The organism is Brenneria populi, from assembly GCF_036016195.1.
GTDB classification, from domain to species: domain Bacteria; phylum Pseudomonadota; class Gammaproteobacteria; order Enterobacterales; family Enterobacteriaceae; genus Brenneria; species Brenneria populi.
Genome location: NZ_JAYWTM010000001.1, coordinates 283,264 through 306,189, shown reverse-complemented (window position 1 = coordinate 306,189; position 22,926 = coordinate 283,264). Strand labels below are relative to the sequence as shown.

The following is a 22,926-nucleotide window of genomic DNA, read 5'->3' as shown; positions in this document are numbered from 1 at the left end:
TCCTTAGCGTCGCCGGGAAATACGGGGATCGAGCACGCCGTAGAGCAAATCCACGATGAAATTGATCGCCACAAAAATGACCGCCACCAGCACCACGCCGGCCTGAATCACCGGAAAATCGTGTACCTGTATGGCCTGCACAATCAGCCGCCCCACGCCCGGCCAGGCAAAGACCGTCTCCGTCACCACCGAGCCGCCCAGCAGTTCGCCGGCGATAATGCCGATCATCGTCACCACCGGGATCAACGCATTGCGCGCGACATGCCAGATGAACACCGTATGGGGCAACAGCCCTTTGGCGCGCGCCGTGCGCACATAGTCTTCGCGCAGGATGTCCAGTAAGGAAGAGCGCAGCAGACGCGCAATCGACGCGGTGACGAACACCGCCAGCGTCGCGCCCGGCAGCACCAGATGCGCCAGTCCGCCGGACCCGCCGGTGGGAAACCAGCCGAGATTGACGGCGAAAAACAGAATAAGCATGATGCCGAGCCAGAATACCGGCGTCGCCTGCCCCAGCAGCGCGGCGACCATCACGATGAATTCCGCCAGCGTGCCGCGCATCAGCGCGGCGATCGCGCCGGCGACGGCGCCGAACGCCACGCCGAAAAACAGCGCCGTTCCCGCCAATGTCATGGTGGCGGGCATATGCCGCCACACCACCGACAGCGCGGGCTGCATATATTGAAAAGAGGTGCCGAAATCGCCGTGCAGCATCGCCCAGAGCGTATGGAAGTACTGTTCCAGCAACGGACGGTCCAGTCCCAGACTGTGGCGCATGGCGTCCAGTTCAGCCTGACCGGCGCCCACCGGCAGCAATAGCACGGTAGGATCGCCCAGTACGCGCGTGACAAAGAAAACCAGGGTGACCACGCCCCAAATCGCCACCAGCGCCTCCGTCAGCCGGGCCAGAATATAGCGCGACATCAATCAGCGCCTCCCGCGAGGAACGCCCTGATTTCCGCCAGCACCCGCTGATTGGCTTCAATGTGTACCGGATGATTGGCGCCGGCGATCTCCAGGTAGCGCGCCGCCGGAATGGCGTCGGCAATCAGACGCGACTGCGACGGCGGGCAAATCCAGTCATTGCCGCCGACGATAACCAGCGTCGGCGTCTTGATATCCGCCAGCCGCGCGCGCAGGTCGTAAGCCTTGTCGGCAAACAGCGCATTGTGGGTCTGCGCATGCAACGCCAGGGTGCGCGTGCGCTCCAGCGCCGCGTCGGCGTCGAACCGTTCGTAATAGAGCGGTTGCAGCGCCAGCCAAATCAGCCGCAGTTCCGTGTCGTCCACCACCCGATCGGAAAACAGCTTGTCGATCATCCCCAGCGATGCGCAAGGGGCTTTATGCAGGCGCGCCTTGAAATTGGCGATGGCTTGCGCCTCGTGATGATGGCTGGGCGCGGTGCCGCGCAGAATCAGATGATTCAGGCCGTGCGGGTATTTCACCGCATAGCTCAGGGCGATCATGCCGCCAAAAGAGCCGCCGATCAGCGTGATTTTGCCGCCGCCGGCCAGACGCTGCCGGAAGGCTTCAAGATCGTCGACCAACCGATCGAAGGTGAACGGCGGCGTCAGGCTGGATTGCCCGCAGCCGCGCTGATCGTAAGCCAACAGGCGATAACGGTCCGCCAGCGGCAGGAAAGCATTAAAATCGCCGCGATGATCGCCGATGCCGCGGCCGCCGTGCAGCACCACCACCGTTTCCTGATGTTCATCGCCCGCCAGCGCGTAAGTGAAGGCGGCGCCGTTGAGCGTAATACGCCGTGTCGCGTGGTTAGTCATGATCCCGTTCTTCCGCGTTGCGCCATTCATCGCCCTGCAACTCCGGCGTATCGAACGCCAGCAGGTCGTCGTAATGTTTCTGCCGATCTTCGACAAACAGGCTGCGGGCGATGCCCTGCGCCAGCCGCCGTCCGCCCTCGCTGACCGCCGGGATATCGCCGGACAACTTGCCGTGCGTCAGGGTCGAGGGATAGTTAAAACTGTGGATGCGCGCCAGCCATGGACAGCGACCGGGGGTTTTCGACTGGAATTCGAACGCCGGCCCCAGATAGGGCGACGTCGCCAGTTCGCCATTCTCCTCGCCGGATTCAGGCGTAAAACGGTCCTGCCAGAAGGCGATCTGGTCGGCGAAAAGACGCAGCTCGGGCCGATGGGATAAATCGACGCGAAATCCGGTGGCGAAAATAATGAAATCCAGTTGGCAACGGCCTGCCGGCGTGGTCAGCGCTATGCGCTCTCCTTGTTCCCGCAGCGCCGTGACCGGGCTGTTGAGATGAAAGAAGGCATTGGCATGGCGCGACACGCGCAGCGTGGAGTCGCGCGGCGGCGGGGTCTGCGCCGCCAGCGTGGTGGCGAGAAACTTCCATTTCCACGCATCGCTCAGGCCAAGAAATCCCTGCACCACGCCCTGACTGGCGATGCCGGTGAACTTGTTGATGCGCGGCAGATCCTGACGGCGAATGAACAAGTCGACCTGACCCGCTCCGTGTTCGAGCGCGGTGGCGGCGTTATCCATCGCCGAGGCGCCCGCGCCGATCACGCCCACCCGCTTGCCCGCCAGCGCGGCGAAGTCGATATCGTCGGCCGAGTGCGCCCAATATTTTCTCGCCAGCGCCTGCGCGAAATCCGGCACGTAGGGGCCGCCCAGACCGTCGCGGCCGCTGGCCAGCACCACGCGGCGAGCCAGATAACGCCGCGTTTCCTGCGTAACCCGATTATAGGTTTCCACCTCGATCAGATCGTCTTCCGCCGGTTGCAACAGCGTCACTTCCGTCTCGTTTAACACCGGAATATTCAGCGCCTGACGATACCAGACCAGATAATCCATCCACTGGGTACGCGGGATCTTATCCAGCGCCGCCCACGCCTCTGCGCCGAACTGCGCCTGATACCAGGCCTGGAAGGTCAGCGCCGGCAACCCCAGCGCCGGCCCCGCCAATTGTTTGGGGGAGCGCAGGGTTTCCATGCGGGCGAAGGTTTTCCACGGCCCTTCGCGTCCGGCGGGCGCCTTGTCGAAACACAGCACATTATCGATACCGAGCAGCTTGAGCGAGGCCGCCGCCACCAGTCCGCACATGCCCGCGCCTAAAATAGCGACGTCAACGACATACCGTCCTGCCGTATTGCGCGCATGAACCCAGGGCTTGGCCGGCAGTTCCAGCAGTTGCAAGTCTTCGCGCAGACGCGCTTCCAGATACGCTAATCCTTTCCCATCCAACGTGGTCATGTGTACAGCTCTCCCCTAACCATTATCCCCGCCATGTCCCTCTACGGGGGTAGCGATAAGACAAACCGATGATGCTTAAAACGCATTATTAACCGCTCTGCATGTCAATTATTAATAATAAATTTGTCTGTGCTTATGCGTAAAATTGCGTGTACAAGTCAAAAAAGTTTCCGCATGCTTTAAAAAAATGGTCGACGGGTGAACGCGGCGTCAGTCGCGGCAACGTCGGCGCGATGGACAAGAGAAAAGGAATGGACGGCATGTCGAAAACGGCGATTTTAGAAGATTTGGATTTACGTCAGCTTGAGGCGTTCTCAGCGGTGATTTCTTCCGGCAGCATCACCGCCGCGGCGAAAAACCTCCGCCGCTCGCAGCCCGCGGTCAGCCGGCTGATTCAGGAGTTCGAAAATAAAATCGGCTACCCGCTGTTTTTGCGCAACGGCCCGCGCATCACCGCCACCGAGCAGGCTTACCAGTTGCATGAGTCCGTCGAGCACGCCTTGATTTCGCTGCGGCAGGTTCAGCTACGGGCGAAGGAAATCGCCGGAGAAGAAGAAAAACCGCTGATCATCGCCGCCACGCCCGCGATGGCGGCGGGCTTATTGCCGACGGCCCTGTCCAAAGTGGAACTTAGCGCGCCGTTGCAAATTCTGAGTTATTCGGCGGAGCAAACGCTGCACGCGACGATCGACGGACGCGCCGATCTCGCCATCAGCAGCCTGCCGCTGGATCATAAAAACGTTCATCGGCACTGGATTGGACAATCAAGGTGCGTGGTGGTGCTCAGTGAAGACGATGAGCTGGCGCGGCAGAGTGAAATTCGTTTGCAGGATCTGGTGTCCCGCAAAATTATTACCCTCTACAACCCCTATCGCCTGCGCCACCGTTTTGAAGACGCGATGAAAAAAGCCCGCATCCAGCCGCGCTACGTGATAGAGACCAACTCGTCGGCCAATGTGCTGGCCTGCGTGCGAGCCGGATTGGGCGTGGCCATCACCGAGCCGGTGACCGCCTACGGCCTGCCGCTGCAAGGCATGACGATCCGCGAGCTGGATATCGATATTCCGTACCATTTCGGCGTAATTACCCCGCAGGCGAAAACGCCGCGAACCGTGGTATTGCAGATTGTCGACGCGCTGGAGAATACGGCCAGAGAATTATTGCCGAATTTCGCGCTATTTCATTCCGACGATCACCATAAAATTATGCTTTCGTTAAGTCACTAAAATGAAGGAAAAGCCCGGTGTAGGACAGCGATACATTCGCCGGCGGAAACCCGGCCCGCTCATCGGTTCGCTGTCCCCATGATCAGACGCGAACGGTCGCCGTAACGGATCATATTCAATCTCCGTTTCTGCGATTTTAAAATAAACGACAGAAATAAATTTTATTTTTATTCCAACCGGAAGGCCTCCGCACGTCGTAATAACGCCGTAGCGGGCGGAGGACTTTCATTCAATAACCGCAGCACCATTAAAATAAAGATATTTATTGCGAGGGTAATAATGAAAATAGAACATCAATACCTTAATAAAGCCGTAATTGGACTGGTTGTATCCGGCGCATTATTTTCCGGCGGCGCGCTGGCCGAATATCCGGAGAAACCGATACAAATGCTGGTGGCCTTTGCGCCCGGCGGCGGTACGGATATCGCCGCCCGCTCGGTCGCCCACTATCTCGAAAAGCATCTGGCGAAAAACGCCAGCGTCGCGGTGATTAATAAACCCGGCGCCGGCGGGGAAATCGGCTGGACGGCGCTGGCGCGCGCCAAACCGGACGGCTACACCATCGGCATGATCAATCCCCCGGCAACCAATGCGCTGGTGGTGGAAGGCAAGGCGAAATACACCATGGATGACTTTCAGCCTATCGCCAATCTGGTTTATGACCCCGGCATTCTGGTCGTCAACCGTGAAAGCCCTTATCAAACCCTGGCGCAATTGATTGATGCGGCTCGACAGACGCCGGATAAGCTGGTTATCGGCACCTCCGGCGCGGCGGGTTCGTCGGAACATGTCGCCATTCTTAATCTCAACCGGCAGGCCGGCATACGGTTTAAAACCGCGTTCTTCGGCAGCACCGCGCCCGTGCGACAGGCGGTGCTGGGCAACCACGTTCCGGCGGCGACCATGAATCTCAGCGAAGCTCTGCCGCTGGTCAGGGAAGGCCAAATACGCATTCTGGGCGTGATGGCCGAGCAGCGCTCGCCGTGGTTAAAAGACGCGCCGACCTTCCGCGAACAGCATATCGATCTGGTGGCCGGCGCGTCGCGCGGCATCGCCGCGCCCAAAGGCACGCCGCCGGAAATCGTCGCTCGGCTGGAAAAAGCCCTGCACGACGTCATCAACGATCCTGAGTATCTGGCCGCCGCGCAGAAAGCCGAAATCCCGTTGAATTATCTGGACGCGCAGGGCTACGGCAAACTGATTCAGCGTGTTAACGGCGATTTGGCCGAAACCTGGAAAATCACGCCATGGCGCTGAAATTGAACCCATCCCGCTGGCATACCGAGTTTTTTTTCGCCCTGCTGTGGATAGCGATCGCCGCGGGCATCTACGTCGGCGCGGCGGCATACAGCCCGAGCAGCGCGATCTTCCCGCGCGCGCTGGCGATGCTGCTGGCGCTCGGCGGTCTGGCTCAGGCGATCCGGCTCTATCGACGACGGACGCATGAAAACGGCGCGCCGCGACGACTGCTGGACGCGCCGCTCAGGGTGGCGATCGGCTTCCTGATGGTCGCCGCCTATATTCTGCTGATGAATGCGATCGGTTATATCGCCGCCAGCCTGCTGTTTGGCGTCACGCTGCCGCTACTGGCGGGGTATCGGCGTCTGTGGCCGATTTGCGCCAGCGTAACGGGCTCCCTGCTGTTGATTGTGGCGGTGTTTCGCATCCTGCTGGACCGGCCGCTGCCGCCGGGTATTGTCGAATCCCTGCTGGAGCGCGCGTTATGATCGAGGCCCTGCTCAGCGCCCTGCCGCATGTGCTGGCGCCGTCCAATCTGCTGGCGGTTCTGCTGGGAACCGTCTCGGGACTGATGGTCGGCGCGCTGCCCGGTCTGACCGTCACCACCGGGATCGCCGTTCTCATTCCCCTGACGTTCGGCGTCGATCCCCTCTTCGCGCTGGGCATGATGGCCGGTATGTATAACGGCGGCAGCTACGGAGGCGCCATTCCGGCGATTCTGCTGCGTATTCCGGGAACACCCGCGTCGGTCGCCACCGTACTGGACGGCTATGCCATGACGCGTCAGGGCAAGGCCGCCTATGCATTACAGGTGGCGGTTATTTCCGGCGTGATCGGCAGCGTGCTGTCCGCCATCGCCCTGATCCTGTTTGCGCCGGGACTGGCGAAGATCGGTCTGTTTTTCTCGCCGGCGGACTACTTCTGGGTCTCTCTGCTCGGTCTGGCCACCGTCACCTCGCTGCTGGGCGATGACTTTCTCAAGGGCGCGATCGCCGCCCTGCTGGGACTGGCGATCGGCACCATCGGGCAGGATATCTCCACCGGCGACGAACGCTTTACCTTCGGCCTGCTGGAGTTGGCCGAAGGGCTGGATCTGGTGGTATTGCTGACCGCGCTGTTCGCCTTCCCGCCGGTCATCCATATGTTTGAACACGCCTCCGCCGCCGGTCTCTCCGGCCATCTGTTAAAGCTGAAGCGTCAGGGCTCCGTGCTGGCGCAGTGGCGACAGTTTATGCCGATCTGGCTGCGCAGTTCGTTTATCGGCATTGTGATCGGCATCCTGCCCGGCGCGGGCGGCAGCATGTCCTGCTACCTCGCCTATAACGACGCCAAACGGCGCGACGACGATCCCGACAGCTTCGGGAAAGGGAATCCGAAAGGGGTGGCGGCCTCGGAAGCGGGAAACGGCGCGGATAACGCTTCATCGCTGATTCCCGCCTTAACGCTGGGCATTCCCGGTTCCGGCGTCGCGGCGGTCATTCTGGGCGGCTTGCTGGTGCAGGGCTTACGCCCCGGCCCGCAGCTATTTCAGGAACATCCGGACGTGGTTTACGGCTTTATGCTGCAAATGCTGCTGTCCGCCCTGTTGCTGGCCGTGGTCGGCGGGTTGACCGCCACGCGGATTTTTGGTCAGGCGCTGCGGCTGCCGGCGATTCTGCTGGCGCCGGTTATCATGCTGTTTATTACCGTCGGCATTTATGCGATCAACAACGCCCAATTCGATCTTTACCTGTTTTTCGGCATCGGCATCGTCGCTTACTTCATGGAAAAGCTCGACTACCCGAGCGCGCCGATCATTCTCGGCGTGATGCTGGGGCCGATAGCGGAAACCCAGCTCAATCTGGCGTTAACGCTGGGCAACGGCAATCCGGCGACGCTGGCCGACTCCCCCTTGTCCCTGCTGTTGATCCTGCTAACGGCGTTCATCCTGTTCACGCCCTTCTGGCGCTACCGTCGAAAAAAATAACGCTGCCGGCCGGTTAACGCCGCCGGCAGAAAAAACAAAGGAATCATCATGAATGTAGCCATTCTGGGTGGCGGCAATATCGGCTTTGCCACCACCGCCTGGATATCCGACGCCGGGCATCGGCCGATTCTCTGGTCGCCCGTCGCGCAAGATCTTGCCCCATTGCAGGCCAACGATAACCGACTCTCTTTTACCGGCGTCATCAGCGGCGAGTGTCGGCCGGACGTCACGACGGATATCGCCTATGCGGTGAACCACGCGGACGTCATTTTCATCTGCGTGCCGGGATACGCGCACAAAACGGTGATTGACGCCCTGACGCCCCATATGCGCGACGAACTGCCGATTATCATCAACAGCGCCTGTTCGCTGAGCGCGCTGTACCTGTCCAGGCGGCTGGCCGCGCGCTATATTGCTGCGCCGATTATCACCTGGGGCACCACCGCGCTCACCGCGCGCCGTCAGGCGAACGGCTGTGAAGTCGCCATCATGGCGGCAAGAAAATTCGTCCATGTCGCCACGCTGCCGATGCAGGACAATGCGCGCGCCATCGCCCTGTGTACGACGCTGTTCGGCCGCCGCTTTCTGGTTCAGCGCAACACATTGGCGACATCGCTGATCAATATCAATCCCATCGCCCATCTGGGGCTGGCGCTGTGCAACATCACGCGCATTGAAAGAGAGGAAAGCTGGCCGCAATATCATTATCTGACGCCGGGAGTCGCCAATTTGATTTCCTCGCTGGAGCAGGAACGTCAGACGCTGGCGCGCAGGTTCGGCCTACAGTTGCACAGTATCGAAGAACATTTTCAGCAGTCGTTCAATGTTCCGCAACGCGAACTGGCGGATATTGCGACCGAACTGCACCGCCGTCGCGGCGGCCCGGCCGGGCCGATCAGCATGGATACGCGTTTTATTCTGGAAGATACGCCCTATGGACTGGCGTTTGCCGAAGCGATAGCGCAGAAAGCGGGAATCAATCTGACCCTGCACTCCTCGGTGATTAACGTGGCGGCGGCAATATGGAAAAGAGATTTACGTCATGAGAATAATATTCTGCCGGAGCTGGGATTGGAGGCGATGTCGCTGAACGAGTTTGATCAGGTTATTTGTTCCGGCTATCGGTGAAGAATCAGCTATCCGGACAGCACCGTACCCGGTGGGTAGGCGTTAACCAGTAATACTGATCCGGATGGCGATTGCAGGTTTTACCGTCGCGGAACGCGCATCCCGACGGGCGCGGGGTACACGGCAATTCGCGCGCCTGGTTTTTCAGCCGCGGATGCGCCGGCGGGATCGACCGCAGCAGGTAGCGGGTATAGGGGTGCTGAGGTTGGGCGAACAACTCGGGGACGGTGGCCTCCTCGACGAGCGTCCCGCGCGACATCACGCCCACGCGGTCGGCGATATGGCGCACCACGCTGAGATCGTGGGCGATAAACAGATAGGCCAGCCCCTGCTCGCGCTGCAGCCGCATCAGCAAATTCAGAATCTGCGATTGGATGGAGACATCGAGCGCCGAAACCGGTTCATCGCAGATAATCAGCTTCGGTTCAAGGATTAACGCGCGGGCGATGCCGATACGCTGACGCTGGCCACCGGAAAACTCATGAGGATAGCGTTTGGCATCCTCCGGGCTGAATCCGACGCGGGCGAGTATCTGCCCGACCCGCTCCCTGCGCCGGCGGACGTCGCGCACGCCGTGAATAATCAGCGGCTCTTCGATGCTGTAGCCGACGGAGCGTTTCGGGTCGAGCGACGACAGCGGATCCTGAAAAATCATCTGGATATCCTTACGCACCTCGCGCCATCGCCGGTTATCGAACGTCAGCAAAGATTGACCGGCGAAGAGCACTTCGCCGCCGGATGCGGCGGTCAGGCCGAGCAGGCTGCGTCCGGTGGTGCTTTTGCCGCTGCCCGACTCGCCCACCAGCGCATAGGTCTCGCCGGACGAAATATGGAAACTGACATCTTTGACGGCGGCGCAGCGCTCGCCGCGCCACCCCTTCGCCTGAAAAGTTTTGCTCAGATGGCTTACCCTCAGCAATGGCGTATTCATCTCTGGTCACCTATCTCTTCCGCACGCCAGCAGCGCACTCGATGGGGTTGCCGCGCCAGGGCGCGCAATTCTGGACGCCGCTCGCGGCAACGCGCCTGCGCATAAGGACAACGATCGGCGAAACCGCAGCCGGCGATGGAGACGGACAGAGCCGGCACCGTACCGCGGATCTCCGGCAGATCAACCTTGCGTTCGCCGTCCAGTCCGGGGACCGCCTGCAACAGCGCGCGGGTATAAGGATGCAGCGGGTTATCGAACAGGCTGACGACGTCCGTCTCTTCCACCACCTCGCCGAGATACATCACCAGCACGCGCTGGCACAGTTGCGCCACCACCGACAGATCGTGGGTAATCAGGATGATGCCCATCCCGTTCTCCGCTTTTACTTTTTCCAACAGCGTCAGGATTTGCGCCTGAATGGTGACATCCAGCGCGGTGGTCGGCTCATCGGCAATCAACAGCGCGGGGCGGCTGGCGATCGCCATCGCAATCATCACGCGCTGGCGCATACCGCCGGAGATTTCATGCGGATAGGCGGCCGCACAGCGGCGGGCGTCGTCGATGCCGACCTGGCGCAACAGCGCCAGCACCTCTTCCCGGCGCTGCCCGCGCGTCAAAGCGCCGTGCAGGATCAAGCTCTCTTCAATCTGAAAACCCACGGTAAACACCGGATTCAGGCTGGAAAGCGGATCCTGAAAAATCATCGCCAACCGGCTGCCGCGCCAGCGCCGCAGCGCGCCGGGCGACAGATCGCGCAGCGTTTCGCCGTTAAAAGTCATCTCGCCGGCAACGCGGCTGTAGCGCGGCGGCAGCAGCCCCATCAGCGCCTGGGCCGTTACGCTTTTGCCGCAGCCCGACTCGCCGATAATCCCCAGGGTCTCGTGACGGCCTACCTCGAACGAGACGCCGCGCACCGGCGACACCACGCCCTGCCCGGCGGCGAATTTTACCCGTAGCCCGTTAACGCTAAGCAGCGTTTCCGCTTGTTCGTTTCGCTTCATCTCTCCGGCGTCTCATTATTCAGTTGGCGCGACAGCTGGCGCGTTAAGGGCTGACGTCCCCGGTCGGCGCCGTCGCGCAGCGCGTCGCCGACGATATTCAGCGCCAGAATCAATAGCACGATGGCGATGCCGGGAAAAAAGGTCATCCACCAGGCGGTGAAAATCACTTTTTTTCCTTCCAGCAGCAGGTTGCCCAAACTGGGCATCGGCGCCGGAATACCGGAGCCGAGAAAACTCAACGCCGCTTCGGTAAGAATGGCGACCGAGAAAATCCAGCTCACCTGCACGATCAACGGCGAAAACACATTCGGCAACAGGTGCAGCCAGATAATGCGCGCGCCGCTCGCCCCCTGCGCGCGCAAGGCCTCGATATAATTCTTCTCTTTGATCACCAGCGCCGCGGAGCGGATAACGCGCGCCACGGAAGGGACGTACACCAGCGACAGCGCCAGCACTACGTTCGCCATATTCGGTCCCAGAATGCCGACGATGGCGATGGCCAGCAGCAGCGACGGAAAAGCGAACAGCCCGTCGCAGATGCGCATCAGCACCAGATCCAGCCAGCGATACCAGGCGCACAGCAACCCTATCGCCATGCCGATGACGCCCGCCGCCAGCGCCGTCGCCACGCCGACGGAGAGCGAAATACGCACCGCCAGCGCCACGCGGACGAACAGATCGCGGCCGAAGTTATCGGTGCCGAACCAGTGAACCGCGCCGGGCGGCTTAAGCCGGCTCAACGGGCTGATGGCATAGGGGTCGAACGGAGCGGCGGCGCTGCCGCACAGCGAGAACAGCACGATAATCAGCAGCAGCGCGCAGCCGACGACCAACTGCCGCTGGCCGAACAATTTTTTCATGACGGTTTCCCGGTGACGGAAAGGCGGGGATCGAGCAGATAACCAAGGATATCGACCGCCAGATTAATCAACACATAGCTGACGGTAATAAGCAGCACCGCGCCCTGGATAACGGTGAAATCGCGCCGCTCGATGGAGTCGACCACCAGCGAGCCCACACCCGGAATGCCGAACACGCTCTCAATTACAATGGCGCCGGTGACCAGCGAGCCAAACGATTCGCCGCAGATGGTCAGCACCGGCAGCAGGCCGTTTTTCAACGTATGGCGCAGCAGCACCGTCCGTTCCGACACCCCCTTAGCGCGGGCGGTTTTAATAAAACCTTCCTGCAAGACATCCAGCATCACCGCGCGCGTCATGCGCGCAATCAGCGCCGCGATGCGAAACCCCAGGGCCAGCGCCGGCAGGGTTAAATACCACAGATTGAGCAGCGCGTCGCCGCGGGTGGAGTTGTACCCCACCACCGGAAACCAGCGCAGCCGCACGGCGAAAAAGAAAATCATAAACAGGCCGAGCAGAAAACCGGGGATCGACATCCCCAGCGTCGCCAGCCCCATGATCAGACGGTCCGCCAGCCGGTCATGCCGCCAGGCGCTGATAACGCCGCCGCCCAGGCCGAGCAGCAGTGCGATGCCCTGCGCGTAAACCGCCAGCGCCAGCGTCGGCTGCAGGTGCTGGAGAAACAGCGACAGCACGCTGGCGTTCATCAACAGGGAGTGGCCGAGATCGCCGCTCAACACCGCGCCGAACCAGATAAAAAACTGCGCCAACAGCGGCTTATCCAGCCCCATTTGCCGGCGCAGCGCGGCGATATCGTCCGGGTTGGCGTCATCGCCCAGAATCACCAGCACCGGGTCGCCCGGCGCCAGATGCACCAGGCAGAACACCACCACCGAGACCACAAACAGCACCGGCAGCAGCGCCAGTAAGCGATGGAAAATATACCAGCCCATGCGTTGCTCCGCTTACTTCGTGACGCCGACGTTCCATAGCACCGGCCCGATCAGGTCGTAATAGCCGTGGACGTTGCGTTTTATCGCCACCGCGTCCGGCGTGGTGCGTCCCAGCACGATAACCGGCAGGTAGGTCCAGGTCTGTAAGTGCAGCTTATCCACCAGCGGCCGGGCCGCTTTCAGCGACGGCGCCTGTTTAATGGCGTCCAGCGTGTCATCAATTTCCGGGCTATTGCTCAGGCCGGGAAATTTGGCGCGCGAGTCGAGAAACGGATACTGGTGCAGCACCTGACGCATGGAGAATTCCAGCGCGCACAGATCGAAATTGTTCGGATCCTGACGCCGCTGCAGCACCGTGGCCCAATCATAGACGTCGAGCCGGGATTTCACGCCGATCTGTTTCAGCACCTGCTGCGCCACAATCGCCAGGTTATAGAGCTCGGCGTACTCTTTAGTGGCGATAATCACCACCTCCTCGCCGTTATAACCGGACGCCTTCACCAGCCGGCGCGCCTCGTCCAGCTTATGCTGGTTCCAGTAAGGCTTGCCGGCTTCGCTGTACCAGTCCACCTGCTCGGGAAAACCGAGAGAGGAATCCTCTTTGAAAAAGCGCGTATCGCTGTAGCCGGCCAGCAGCGTCTGATGCACATCCAGCGCCAGATTGAACGCCTGGCGCAGCTTCACCTCGGCGAACGGTCCGCGGTTCTTATTGAACAGATAGGTGATCAGCGAACCGCCCGCCGCAGGCCGGTACAGTTCGACATCGCGCGCATGTTCAAGCGCGTCGATATTATCTTTCGGCAGGTCGAAAACGACGTCATATTCGCCGGTCAACGCCCCGGCCAGCCGCGTGGACTCATCGGTGATATAGCGGAACCAGATATCCTTGACGTCCGCTCTCTTCTGTCCCGACAGGCCGTTTGCCGGTTCGCTGCGGGAAACATAGCCGTCATAGCGGGTGAGGTGCAGATACTCGCCCTGTTTGAACTCCGCCAGTTTATAGGGGCCGGTGCCGATCAGCTGGCTGACCGGCTTTTTGCTGGCGTTCGCCTCCTCGATCAGCCGCTTGGGCATAATGGCGGCCAGGTTTTTCAAATCGGCCAGCACATTCAGCGTAATCAGCGACGGCGTTTGCACCGTTAACCGCACGGTGCCGTCGTCGACCTTGCTGAACTGCGCGCCGGGCAGATTGGCCTTGCCCTGCGTCGATACCGCCAGCCAGCGATTCATCGACGCCACCACGTCATCCGCCGTCAGCGGCTGACCATCGTGGAAACGGATCCCGTCACGCAGGGTAAAGGTGTAGGTTTTACGGTCATCGCTGAGCGTATAGCTTTTCACCAGTTCCGGTACCGGTTCAAACCGGTCGTTAATGGTGAACAGCTGTTCAAAAATATGGCGCACCACGTCGGTGGTGGCGCTGTTGGTGGTCAGGTAAGGATCGAGGGTGCCCGGCCGTTTGCCGTAAGCGATATTCAGAGCGGCCTCGCGATCGACGGTAGCGGCCTGCGTGATTCCCCAGGGTAAACTGGCCGCCAGCAGCAACGCCGCGGCCGGAAAAGTCAACAACTTCATTGATGGGAGACTCCCTTATTGTTGTAACGACAAACGGATTCAGGCGGCGTTAGTGACAGCGTCACGACTAGCGAATTCTTCTTTGACTTCCTGCAACAGGCGGGCATCCGTCAGCAGGCGCAGCCCGCTGCGCGCCAGCACCTTCGCCCCGGTAAGCAGCGCCGTATAGCCAAGCGGAGAGTTGGCCGCCTCACGAAACGGTACCGTGTGGCCGATAAGATCGTCCGGGCCGATCTTGATGGTGGGATGCGCGGTGGGAACCGCATGGCTGATATCGCCGGCGTCCGTGGAACCGATACCTTGCCGGTCCGTGCGATCGACGCTTTCCCCCGCCGCGGCGAACTCCTCCAGCAGCAGCGCATTCAGCCGATGATTAATATTAAAATCGCGCGGCCCGACCTGATGCTCAATCTTCACCGTCGCGCCGGTCGCCAACGCCGCCCCTTCGGCGATAGCGCGAATACGCGGCTCCAGCGCTACCACCTCTTCGCGGGTTTTGGCGCGAATGTAGTAATGCGCCGAGGCGTATTCGGGGATGACGTTCGGCGCCTGACCGCCGTTGGTGATGATGCCGTGTACCCGCACGCCGTCGGGCAGTTGCTGGCGCAAGACGCTAATGCCGTTATACAGCAGCACCAGCGCATCCAGCGCATTCACCCCTTTATGGGGTGAACTGCCGGCGTGGGAAGGCTTGCCGTAAAAGTGGAAATAGAGATGGTTATTCGCCAGCGAAGGCCCGGTCAGCCGCGTTTTTCCGGACGGATGAACCATCAGCGCGACATCCACGTCCTTGAGGAAACCGTGCTCGACGAAACGCGCTTTCACGTTGCCATTCGGCCCGCCTTTGCCGCGCAGCCCGCCCTCTTCGGCCGGCGTGCCCAACACCACCACCCGTCCGCCGGTGACGCTAATGACTTCCGCCAGCGCTATCGCCGCCGCCACGCTGGTGACGCCGATAATATTGTGGCCGCAGGCATGGCCGATATCGATCAGCGCATCGTACTCCGCCAGAAAAGCGATGGTCGGGCCGGGCTTGCCGCTCTCTTTCAACGCATAAAAGGCGGTTTCATGCCCCGCCACGTTCGACGTGACCTGAAACTGATTTTTCGTCAGCAGCGAGGTAAGCAACTTATTGGCATAATACTCATTATTCCCCGTCTCCGGGTGGGCGTGAATATCCCTGGAAACCGCGATATATTCCTCGCTGTGTTTTTCGATGCTCTCTTCCAATTGCGAAAATAACGCCGCTACGCTCATATTGATGTCACCAGGTTGTTATAAAACAGAAACACCTAGTTAACGCGGCGCGCTTAATAATTAAAAGAATCGATTTTTGCTTTCTATATGCATTTTTTGATTAAGACTGCGGCCGTTTTCCGGCGCGCAGATACACTCGAAATCATTCGCTTTTTTGCACGGCGCTTGCCGACCGCGCGGTGACATCGGTTTCCGGCCGCGAGCGTCGGTTTCGCCGCAGCGGTATAGCGAGCGGACTACGGCCTATACCTTTGATTTATCCAACGGATCCGAATAACGGTTATACCCTTCATACTTCAAGCTGCAGGTGCGTTGGCTTGCCTGCAACTCGAATTATTTTGAGTATATAAGTATGAGTAAAAGTATTTATTCAAAATACTATTTTCCATTTTTTATTAAAAATAAAAACGCATATTGTGATTGCCACGAACCGATGAAGAACACTTTAGAGAACGCAATAGATAAAAAATTTAAACGCATCTGAAGGTTAAGCCCATGAGGCGAATAATAAAGCCAACGAATATCCAACTTGACGTTGGACGAATACAACGATTTTTTATAAAAAAACGCGGTATTTTTGTATTTATAATGTAGACCTTCGCTCAAAAACATCATCTTAACACCATAAATCAGGTTGATTATTATGAGACCAAAAATTAATGTAGTCGGCGCTGGATTATTAGGCAGCGCATTAATTAAAAGATTACTTAATCAAGGCTATTCCGTTTCGGTATTCAACCGGACAAAAAGCAAAATTGATCATTTAATTAACGACGGCGCGACGCCCGCTTACGAAATAGAAGATATTTTCAAAGATAGTTGCGATATTTCCATTGCCTGTCTGAAAGACGCCGACAGTATTATTTCAACATTTACGCCGCTACTCGGCCGCCACGGCGCCGGCGCCGGGAAAAAACTGGTGATCAACACCAGTACATTGGGACCGGAAGAATCCGAGCGGGTTGAGGCATTGATGCGAAAAATCCCGGTGGAATATACGGAACTCCCGGTTTCCGGCGGTCCGGAGGGCGCGTTGCAAGGGCGGCTGATCGCTTACATCGGCCAGGTGGCGGATTGTTTTCGTCCGATGGTTTTGGATATTGCGTCGGCGCTCTGTCGCCGTTATTCGTTGATGGATAGCAATTATCAGGCCCAGGCAATGAAAGTGATTAATAACTATTGTGAAGCGACGAATATGGCGGTCGCTGCCGAAGCGATCCATCTGGCTGAAAGGATAGGATTAAAAAAAGAAAAAATTTGTGAAACCTTACCCATGGGCAGAGGCCGCTCCGTCTATATGGATGTTCTATTAGATAAATATAAATTCGACGATCGCTCAATTTCTTTCCCTTTGGACCTGCGAGTTAAAGACCTTCTGCTGATCGCTCCGATTTTCGAACAGAGCGATATCCGCAGTTTTTTCTATCCGCAATTGGTGAATGCTTATAAACAAGCATTATCTGATAACAGGTTACGCGTTGATCAAAGCGCCTATTTAGAATTTTTCAAAAGCCGTAATAAAAGATGATTTCCCGCTGAAATAAAGCAATAGGAGAGAACCATGAAAAACGAAAACCACATTACCAGCATCACGCCCGATAAACGCCGTCACGCTTTGCAATCGGCGCTGGAAAAGAAACAAAGCATTCGAGTTATGGAAACGCATAGCCCGCTGGCCGCATTGCTGGTGGAACAGGCGGTTTATCACCAGAGCGGACGCCCCATCGAATTCGACGCATTTTGGTCAAGCTCGTTGACGGATTCAACCGTACGCGGCAAACCCGATATTGAATTATTGCCGCTGGATAGCCGTTTCAACGGCATTGCGGAAATTTTCGATGTTACCACCAAACCGCTAATTCTCGATGGCGATACGGGGGGACAAATAGCGCATTTGCCTTATCATATTAATGCCGCGGAGAAAATGGGCATCTCCTCCATTATTATTGAGGACAAAACAGGTTTAAAGAAAAATTCCCTGTTCGGCACCGACGTCAAGCAAACGCAGGATGAGCCCGCGCATTTCGCTGAGAAAATCGCGGCTGCCAAAAAAGCGCAGCTTACCGATGATTTTATGGTCATCGCCCGGGTCGAGAGTTTAATCCTGGAAAAAGGAATGACCGATGCGATTGACCGCGCGCTCACCTATGTCGAGGCCGGCGCGGATGGGATTATGATCCATAGCCGCAAAAAAGATCCAAAGGAAATCACTGATTTCTCAAGGATATTCAAAAAATCCGCCCCTAACATACCGTTAGTCTGCGTCCCGACCAGCTTTAACAATATCACTTTCGATGAACTGACCGATTATGGTTTTAATATCGTTATTTACGCTAATCATTTATTAAGAGCCTCCTATCCGGCGATGCGAAGTATTCTTAATGATATTTTAAAAAACGGCCGGACGCTGGAAATAGAAGACCAGTGCATACCGATAAAAGAAATTCTTGAATTGATTCCCGGAACAAAATAATAACCTCGCGCCGAATTTATTTTTCCCGTTTCCTAAAAATTCAAGAGAAATATTATGATTGTTGCAAACGATTTTATCGAGTTATTGCATAAGCACAAAGTGGAATTTTATACCGGCGTTCCAGATTCACTATTGAAGGAGTTATGTCGGGCGATTTCCGCCGCCGGTGAGCACATATCCCATATTACGGCTTGCAATGAGGGCGCCGCTATGGGAATAGCCATTGGCCACCATCTGTCCACCGGCCGCATCCCGGCTATTTACCTGCAAAACTCGGGGCTGGGAAATTTAATCAACCCTTTCTGTTCGCTGTCCGATACGCGCGTGTACGCCATCCCCGCGTTGCTGATTATCGGCTGGCGGGGCGAACTGACGAGCAGCGGAGAGCAGTTGCATGACGAACCGCAGCACGTCAAGCAGGGCCAAGTCACGCTGTCATTGCTGGAAACGCTGGATATTCCTTACCAGGTCGTTGACGGTAAGCAGGATGACTGGCCGGAGAAGGTGGTTTCTCTGCTTAAACGGGCCGAACAGGAACAGCGCGTCGTGGCGCTGGTGTGCCGGAAGAATTCCTTTGCACCCACGCAGTCCGAACGCTATGTCGCCAATCCCGCAGCGGAACAAGGCGTGATGACCCGAGAAGAGATCCTGTCCTGCTGCCTTGACATGCTGCCGCCCGCCCTCCCCATCGTCGGCACCACCGGCATGCTATCGCGAGAGTTGTACGAACTGCGTGAGCGGCGACGGTGCGGCCACGAAAAAGACTTTCTTACCGTAGGCGGCATGGGGCACGCCTCTCAGATCGCGTTGGGCATTGCGTTAGCCAATCCTCAGCGGCGGGTCGTTTGCCTGGATGGCGATGGCGCGATGCTGATGCACCTCGGCGGATTAACCAATACCGCCCGGGTAAACAATATCCTGCATATCGTCATCAATAACGGCGCGCACGCCTCGGTGGGCGGTCAGCCGACCATGGCCGCGCATCTGCGGCTGGCGGATATCGCCAAGGCCAGCGGTTATAGCCACGCGCAAACCGTAACCGCACCGCAGGAGCTATCGCGCGCCCTCGCCCATGCCCTCTCCAGACGACAGAACGCCTTTATTGAAGTGTTATGCCGCGCCGGACACCGCGCCGACCTCGGACGCCCGAAACGAACGCCCGGCGAAAACAAAACCGATTTTATGCGGTTCCTGCAAGCATAACCGACGCATAGGCGACCACCACTGATGATCTCAGAATAGGACTTATGCCGATAGTCGCCCCGCATCTCCCCGGGCGGAAGTGCGGAGCGCTGAAAATCATCAACATTGACAGGACAGGCTAATGATTAATACATCCCTTCGCCAGCACTGGATGTCCGTGCTGGCCCACAGTCCGGCAACAGAATTGATGAAGCAGTGGCAATCTCTCGGCCTCTCTCCCGAATATCGCCTAATCCGCGGCCCCGAGGTCGGCCTGTTGCAGGTTCAAGGACGGATGGGAGGCGAAGGACGCCGTTTCTTCATGGGAGATGTCACCGTCACCCGCGCGGTGATCCAACTTGCCGATGCGGATAACGACAGCTATGGCTACAGCTATGTTATCGGGCGCGATCGCGCACATGCCGAACTGAGCGCGCTGGCGGACGCGCTGTTGCAGCAACCCGCGCATCATGCGTTGCTGCAACAGCGTCTGATCGCGCCTCTGCATGCCGGGCTAACGGCAAAACGCCAACGGCGGGCGCGGGAAGTCGCGGCCAGTCAGGTCGACTTTTTCACTCTGGTGAGGGGGGAAGACTAATGCAAATCCTGCACGGATTTCCCGATCCGATCGCCGACGCCCAGCGCGCCTTTCGGTTGCTGCTGCAAGCAATGAGCGAACCCGGCCTAACGATTTCGCTCGCCGGCGCGCCGGACTGGCGGCCGTTATGCCCGGCTACCTGCGCCGCGTTGCTTACTCTGGCGGATAACGATACCCCGCTTTATCTTTCCGCGCCATTGCGCGACGAACTCATTATCCACAACCTGCGTTTCCATACCGGCGCGCCGATCGCCGAACGGCCGGAGCAGGCGACGTTCGCCGTCCTGGACGAGGGCGCGTTTTCCGCCACGCCGTTGGATCGGTTTGCCTGCGGCAGCGGCGAGTCGCCGCATCGCGGCGCCACGTTGATCGTCGAAGTCCCGTCGCTCGACGGCGCATCGCCGCTACGCCTGAGCGGCCCAGGCATTCAACACCGGCGCGAGATCGGCCCACGGCTCCCGGAAAGCGTCCGCCGCTATCTGCGCCGACGCCCCGTGCCTTTTCCCCTCGGGCTGGATTTCATTTTCACCTGCGGCCGGCAATTACTGGCCATTCCACGCACCACCAAAGTGGAGGAGAAATAATGTACGTTGCAGTGAAAGGCGGCGAAAAAGCGATCGCCGCCGCGCACGATTTACAATATCGCCTGCGCAGAGGCGGCGAAACAGATAATGAACTCGACTGCCGGCAGATAGAACGGCAGTTGGAGCTGGGCGTACAGCGGGTCATGAACGAAGGGGGCATCTATGACCCGCAATTAGCGGCGCTCGCCGTTAAACAGGCCGGCGGCGATCTGGTGGAGGCGATATTCCTGCTCCGGGCCTACCATACCACCCTGCCTCGTTTTATGGCCTGCACGCCGCTCGATATGGCCGGCATCCGGCTGGAGAGACGCATTTCCGCCATTTATAAAGATCTTCCCGGCGGCCAGATTCTGGGCCCGACCTACGATTACACTCACCGCCTGCTCGATTTCACACTGCTGCGGGAGAACAATCCCCCGCCGCGGCCTCAAATCAATACGGCGGAGCCGCTCCCGGCGGCGGCCTGTCCGCGCATCTTCTCCATGATGACCAGAGAAGGCCTGATCGCCGACGAACGCGACGATGGCAGCGAACCGGATGATATCACGCGCAATCCCATCAGTTATCCGTGTAGCCGCTCGGCCCGACTGCAACAGTTGGTCAGAACCGATGAGGGATTTTTACTGGCGCTGGGTTACTCCATCCAACGCGGCTATGGCCGTAATCATCCTTTCGTCGGCGAAATCCGTACCGGCTATGTGAGTCTGAGCTGTATCCCGGAAGAGTTGGGGTTCGCGATCGAGATCGGCGAAATTCTGCTCACCGAGTGCGAGATGGTCAACAATATCAAATCCGCCGACGCCGGCCGTCCCTGTTTTACCCGCGGCTATGGTTTGGTCTTTGGCAGGGCGGAGCGCAAAGCGATGTCGATGGCATTGGTCGATCGGGCATTGCGGGCGGACGAATACGGCGAGGCGATCGCCAGTCCGGCGCAGGATGAAGAATTTGTGCTTTCCCACGCCGACAGCGTAGACGCATCCGGTTTTATCTCGCACTTGAAACTTCCCCACTATGTCGATTTTCAGTCTGAGTTGGATCTGCTTAGACAGTTGCTCCGCGACGATGAGGAGACGCGTCATGAATGATGATGAATTAACCGGCTACAACATGGGTTATCTGGATGAACAAAGTAAACGCATGATCCGCCGGGCAATACTCAAAGCCGTGGCCATCCCCGGTTTTCAGGTTCCTTTCGCCGGACGCGAAATGCCGATGCCTTATGGCTGGGGGACCGGCGGCATCCAACTGACCGCCAGCCTAATCGGCAGCGAAGACACGCTGAAGGTGATCGACCAAGGCTCCGACGATACCACCAACGCGGTTTCCATCCGCCATTTTTTCCAACGCGTGGCCCATATCGACACCACGACGCGGGTTAGCGAAGCCACGCTGATTCAAACCCGGCATAGAATCCCCGAAACCCCGTTGCGCGCGGGTCAGATCATCGTTTATCAGGTGCCGATCCCCGAACCGCTGCGTTTTATCGAACCGCGCGAGACGGAAACCCGCAAAATGCACGCACTGGAGGAGTATGGCGTCATGTACGTAAAACTATACGAGGACATCGCTCACCACGGACATATCGCCACGACGTACGCCTATCCGGTATTAGTCAATGGCCGCTACGTCATGGATCCCTCCCCGATCCCCAAATTCGACAACCCGAAAATGAATATGATGCCCGCGCTGCAACTATTCGGCGCCGGAAGAGAAAAACGCATCTATGCGCTCCCGCCCTTTACGCCGGTAAAAAGCCTGGATTTCGAAGATTACCCCTTTTCAGTACAGCAGTGGGAAGAACCCTGCGCATTATGCGGTTCCAGGGAGAGCTTTCTGGATGAAGTCGTGCTTGATGACCAGGGAAACCGGATGTTCGTCTGTTCAGATACGGATTATTGCCAACAACGGCGGGAGGAACATGGACTATGAAACCCTTTCCAATACAACAACGTCCGCTATTGCAGGTTCATGAATTGACCCACCTGTATGCGCCGGGTAAAGGATTCAGCGACGTCGATTTTCAGCTTTATCCCGGTGAAGTGCTGGGTATCGTCGGCGAGTCCGGCTCGGGGAAAAGCACCCTGCTCAATGCGCTTTCCGGCCGGCTGCCGCCGCAACGAGGACAGGTTATCTACGCCGATCGGGACAATAGCGAACTGGATGTCTACGCCATTAGCGAAAACCGCCGCCGCCAGCTGTTGCGCCGCGACTGGGGCGTCGTTCATCAGCACGCGCTTGACGGGTTGCGCCCGCGGGTTTCCGCCGGCGGCAATATCGGCGAACGCCTGATGGCCATCGGCCAGCGCCATTACGGCCGTATCCGCCAACAGGCGGAAAACTGGCTCGAAAGCGTCGAAATTCCAACGGAACGGCTGGACGATTTGCCGATCGCCTTTTCCGGCGGCATGCAGCAACGTCTGCAAATCGCCTGCAATCTGGTGACTTCTCCGCGCCTGATCTTTATGGATGAGCCCACGAGCGGACTCGACGTGTCGGTGCAGGCGCGCTTATTGGATCTACTGCGCAACTTGGTTATGGATATGGGGCTCGCGGTCATCATCGTCACCCATGACCTGGGGGTAGCAAGGCTGCTGACGCACCGGTTAATGGTCATGCAACGGGGCCGTATCGTGGAAAGCGGGCTAACCGACCGGGTGCTTGACGACCCGCTCCATCCTTATACCCAACTGCTAACGTCATCCGTATTGATGTAGCCGATCGCCGA

Annotated in this window: 22 protein-coding genes; 13 read left to right on the top strand and 9 right to left on the bottom strand. The window is 58.4% G+C overall.

Translation table 11 applies throughout. From position 1 onward, the window contains the following. Window positions 1-3 precede the first annotated feature (3 nt). The 3 genes from VSX58_RS01430 to VSX58_RS01420 are packed head-to-tail and all read right to left on the bottom strand — an operon-like array spanning window position 4 to window position 3,228. Window positions 4-924 (bottom strand): ABC transporter permease, encoded by a 921-nt coding sequence (locus VSX58_RS01430; protein ID WP_319603001.1) that lies wholly within the window; start codon window positions 922-924, stop codon window positions 4-6. After that, on the bottom strand, window positions 924-1,781 hold the full coding sequence (locus tag VSX58_RS01425) for an alpha/beta fold hydrolase (RefSeq protein ID WP_327616478.1): 858 nt from the start codon (window positions 1,779-1,781) through the stop codon (window positions 924-926). The genes VSX58_RS01430 and VSX58_RS01425 overlap by 1 nt, the downstream gene beginning before the upstream one ends. Next, the gene (locus VSX58_RS01420) at window positions 1,774-3,228 is read right to left on the bottom strand and encodes an NAD(P)/FAD-dependent oxidoreductase (RefSeq protein ID WP_327616477.1); all 1,455 of its coding nucleotides are present in this window, start codon (window positions 3,226-3,228) and stop codon (window positions 1,774-1,776) included. The genes VSX58_RS01425 and VSX58_RS01420 overlap by 8 nt, the downstream gene beginning before the upstream one ends. A gap of 233 nt (window positions 3,229-3,461) precedes the next feature. On the opposite strand from VSX58_RS01420, the gene VSX58_RS01415 reads away from it, so the two are divergent. The 5 genes from VSX58_RS01415 (at window position 3,462) to VSX58_RS01395 (ending at window position 8,787) form a co-directional block, all read left to right on the top strand. After that, window positions 3,462-4,454, top strand: a complete 993-nt coding sequence (locus VSX58_RS01415) for a LysR family transcriptional regulator (protein ID WP_327616476.1) — start codon at window positions 3,462-3,464, stop codon at window positions 4,452-4,454. Between the two features lie 279 nt (window positions 4,455-4,733). Beyond that, a complete protein-coding gene (locus VSX58_RS01410) occupies window positions 4,734-5,711 on the top strand; it encodes a tripartite tricarboxylate transporter substrate binding protein (RefSeq protein ID WP_327616475.1) in 978 nt (325 codons plus the stop codon). Then, window positions 5,702-6,181 carry a tripartite tricarboxylate transporter TctB family protein gene (locus VSX58_RS01405; RefSeq protein WP_327616474.1) on the top strand — a complete coding sequence of 160 codons (480 nt, stop codon included), beginning with the start codon at window positions 5,702-5,704 and terminating at the stop codon, window positions 6,179-6,181. The genes VSX58_RS01410 and VSX58_RS01405 overlap by 10 nt, the downstream gene beginning before the upstream one ends. Further along, the gene (locus VSX58_RS01400) at window positions 6,178-7,659 is read left to right on the top strand and encodes a tripartite tricarboxylate transporter permease (protein WP_327616473.1); all 1,482 of its coding nucleotides are present in this window, start codon (window positions 6,178-6,180) and stop codon (window positions 7,657-7,659) included. Before VSX58_RS01405 ends, VSX58_RS01400 begins: the two co-directional genes overlap by 4 nt. Before the next feature lie 48 nt (window positions 7,660-7,707). Next, window positions 7,708-8,787 (top strand): NAD/NADP octopine/nopaline dehydrogenase family protein, encoded by a 1,080-nt coding sequence (locus VSX58_RS01395; RefSeq protein ID WP_327616472.1) that lies wholly within the window; start codon window positions 7,708-7,710, stop codon window positions 8,785-8,787. Window positions 8,788-8,791: 4 nt separating this feature from the next. Here the strand turns inward: VSX58_RS01395 and VSX58_RS01390 are convergent, their stop codons facing one another. From VSX58_RS01390 to VSX58_RS01365, 6 genes are read right to left on the bottom strand one after another with little or no spacing between them, the layout of a single operon-like run. After that, window positions 8,792-9,718: an ATP-binding cassette domain-containing protein gene (locus VSX58_RS01390; RefSeq protein ID WP_327616471.1), complete on the bottom strand. Its 927-nt coding sequence runs from the start codon at window positions 9,716-9,718 to the stop codon at window positions 8,792-8,794. Beyond that, the gene (locus tag VSX58_RS01385; RefSeq protein WP_327616470.1) at window positions 9,715-10,719 is read right to left on the bottom strand and encodes an ABC transporter ATP-binding protein; all 1,005 of its coding nucleotides are present in this window, start codon (window positions 10,717-10,719) and stop codon (window positions 9,715-9,717) included. Before VSX58_RS01385 ends, VSX58_RS01390 begins: the two co-directional genes overlap by 4 nt. Next, window positions 10,716-11,579: an ABC transporter permease gene (locus tag VSX58_RS01380; protein WP_327614534.1), complete on the bottom strand. Its 864-nt coding sequence runs from the start codon at window positions 11,577-11,579 to the stop codon at window positions 10,716-10,718. Before VSX58_RS01380 ends, VSX58_RS01385 begins: the two co-directional genes overlap by 4 nt. Next, the gene (locus tag VSX58_RS01375) at window positions 11,576-12,532 is read right to left on the bottom strand and encodes an ABC transporter permease (protein WP_327616469.1); all 957 of its coding nucleotides are present in this window, start codon (window positions 12,530-12,532) and stop codon (window positions 11,576-11,578) included. Before VSX58_RS01375 ends, VSX58_RS01380 begins: the two co-directional genes overlap by 4 nt. Window positions 12,533-12,544: 12 nt before the next feature. After that, the gene (locus VSX58_RS01370; RefSeq protein ID WP_327616468.1) at window positions 12,545-14,107 is read right to left on the bottom strand and encodes an ABC transporter substrate-binding protein; all 1,563 of its coding nucleotides are present in this window, start codon (window positions 14,105-14,107) and stop codon (window positions 12,545-12,547) included. A gap of 39 nt (window positions 14,108-14,146) precedes the next feature. Continuing rightward, window positions 14,147-15,364: a M20 family metallopeptidase gene (locus VSX58_RS01365; protein ID WP_327616467.1), complete on the bottom strand. Its 1,218-nt coding sequence runs from the start codon at window positions 15,362-15,364 to the stop codon at window positions 14,147-14,149. Window positions 15,365-16,007: 643 nt separating this feature from the next. Between VSX58_RS01365 and VSX58_RS01360 the strand changes: the two genes are divergently transcribed. From VSX58_RS01360 to phnK, 8 genes are all read left to right on the top strand, one after another. Continuing rightward, window positions 16,008-16,892 carry an NAD(P)-dependent oxidoreductase gene (locus VSX58_RS01360; protein ID WP_327616466.1) on the top strand — a complete coding sequence of 295 codons (885 nt, stop codon included), beginning with the start codon at window positions 16,008-16,010 and terminating at the stop codon, window positions 16,890-16,892. 33 nt (window positions 16,893-16,925) lie between these two features. Next, window positions 16,926-17,837, top strand: a complete 912-nt coding sequence (aepX, locus tag VSX58_RS01355; protein WP_327616465.1) for a phosphoenolpyruvate mutase — start codon at window positions 16,926-16,928, stop codon at window positions 17,835-17,837. 54 nt (window positions 17,838-17,891) lie between these two features. Continuing rightward, on the top strand, window positions 17,892-19,040 hold the full coding sequence (aepY, locus tag VSX58_RS01350; protein WP_327616464.1) for a phosphonopyruvate decarboxylase: 1,149 nt from the start codon (window positions 17,892-17,894) through the stop codon (window positions 19,038-19,040). Window positions 19,041-19,161: 121 nt separating this feature from the next. Further along, window positions 19,162-19,617: a phosphonate C-P lyase system protein PhnG gene (gene phnG, locus VSX58_RS01345; RefSeq protein ID WP_327616463.1), complete on the top strand. Its 456-nt coding sequence runs from the start codon at window positions 19,162-19,164 to the stop codon at window positions 19,615-19,617. Further along, window positions 19,617-20,201 (top strand): phosphonate C-P lyase system protein PhnH, encoded by a 585-nt coding sequence (gene phnH, locus VSX58_RS01340; RefSeq protein ID WP_327616462.1) that lies wholly within the window; start codon window positions 19,617-19,619, stop codon window positions 20,199-20,201. Before phnG ends, phnH begins: the two co-directional genes overlap by 1 nt. Continuing rightward, a complete protein-coding gene (locus tag VSX58_RS01335) occupies window positions 20,201-21,286 on the top strand; it encodes a carbon-phosphorus lyase complex subunit PhnI (protein WP_327616461.1) in 1,086 nt (361 codons plus the stop codon). Before phnH ends, VSX58_RS01335 begins: the two co-directional genes overlap by 1 nt. Then, window positions 21,279-22,130, top strand: a complete 852-nt coding sequence (locus VSX58_RS01330) for an alpha-D-ribose 1-methylphosphonate 5-phosphate C-P-lyase PhnJ (RefSeq protein WP_327616460.1) — start codon at window positions 21,279-21,281, stop codon at window positions 22,128-22,130. The genes VSX58_RS01335 and VSX58_RS01330 overlap by 8 nt, the downstream gene beginning before the upstream one ends. Further along, a complete protein-coding gene (gene phnK, locus VSX58_RS01325) occupies window positions 22,127-22,915 on the top strand; it encodes a phosphonate C-P lyase system protein PhnK (protein WP_327616459.1) in 789 nt (262 codons plus the stop codon). The genes VSX58_RS01330 and phnK overlap by 4 nt, the downstream gene beginning before the upstream one ends. The last annotated feature ends 11 nt before the right edge of the window (window positions 22,916-22,926 follow it).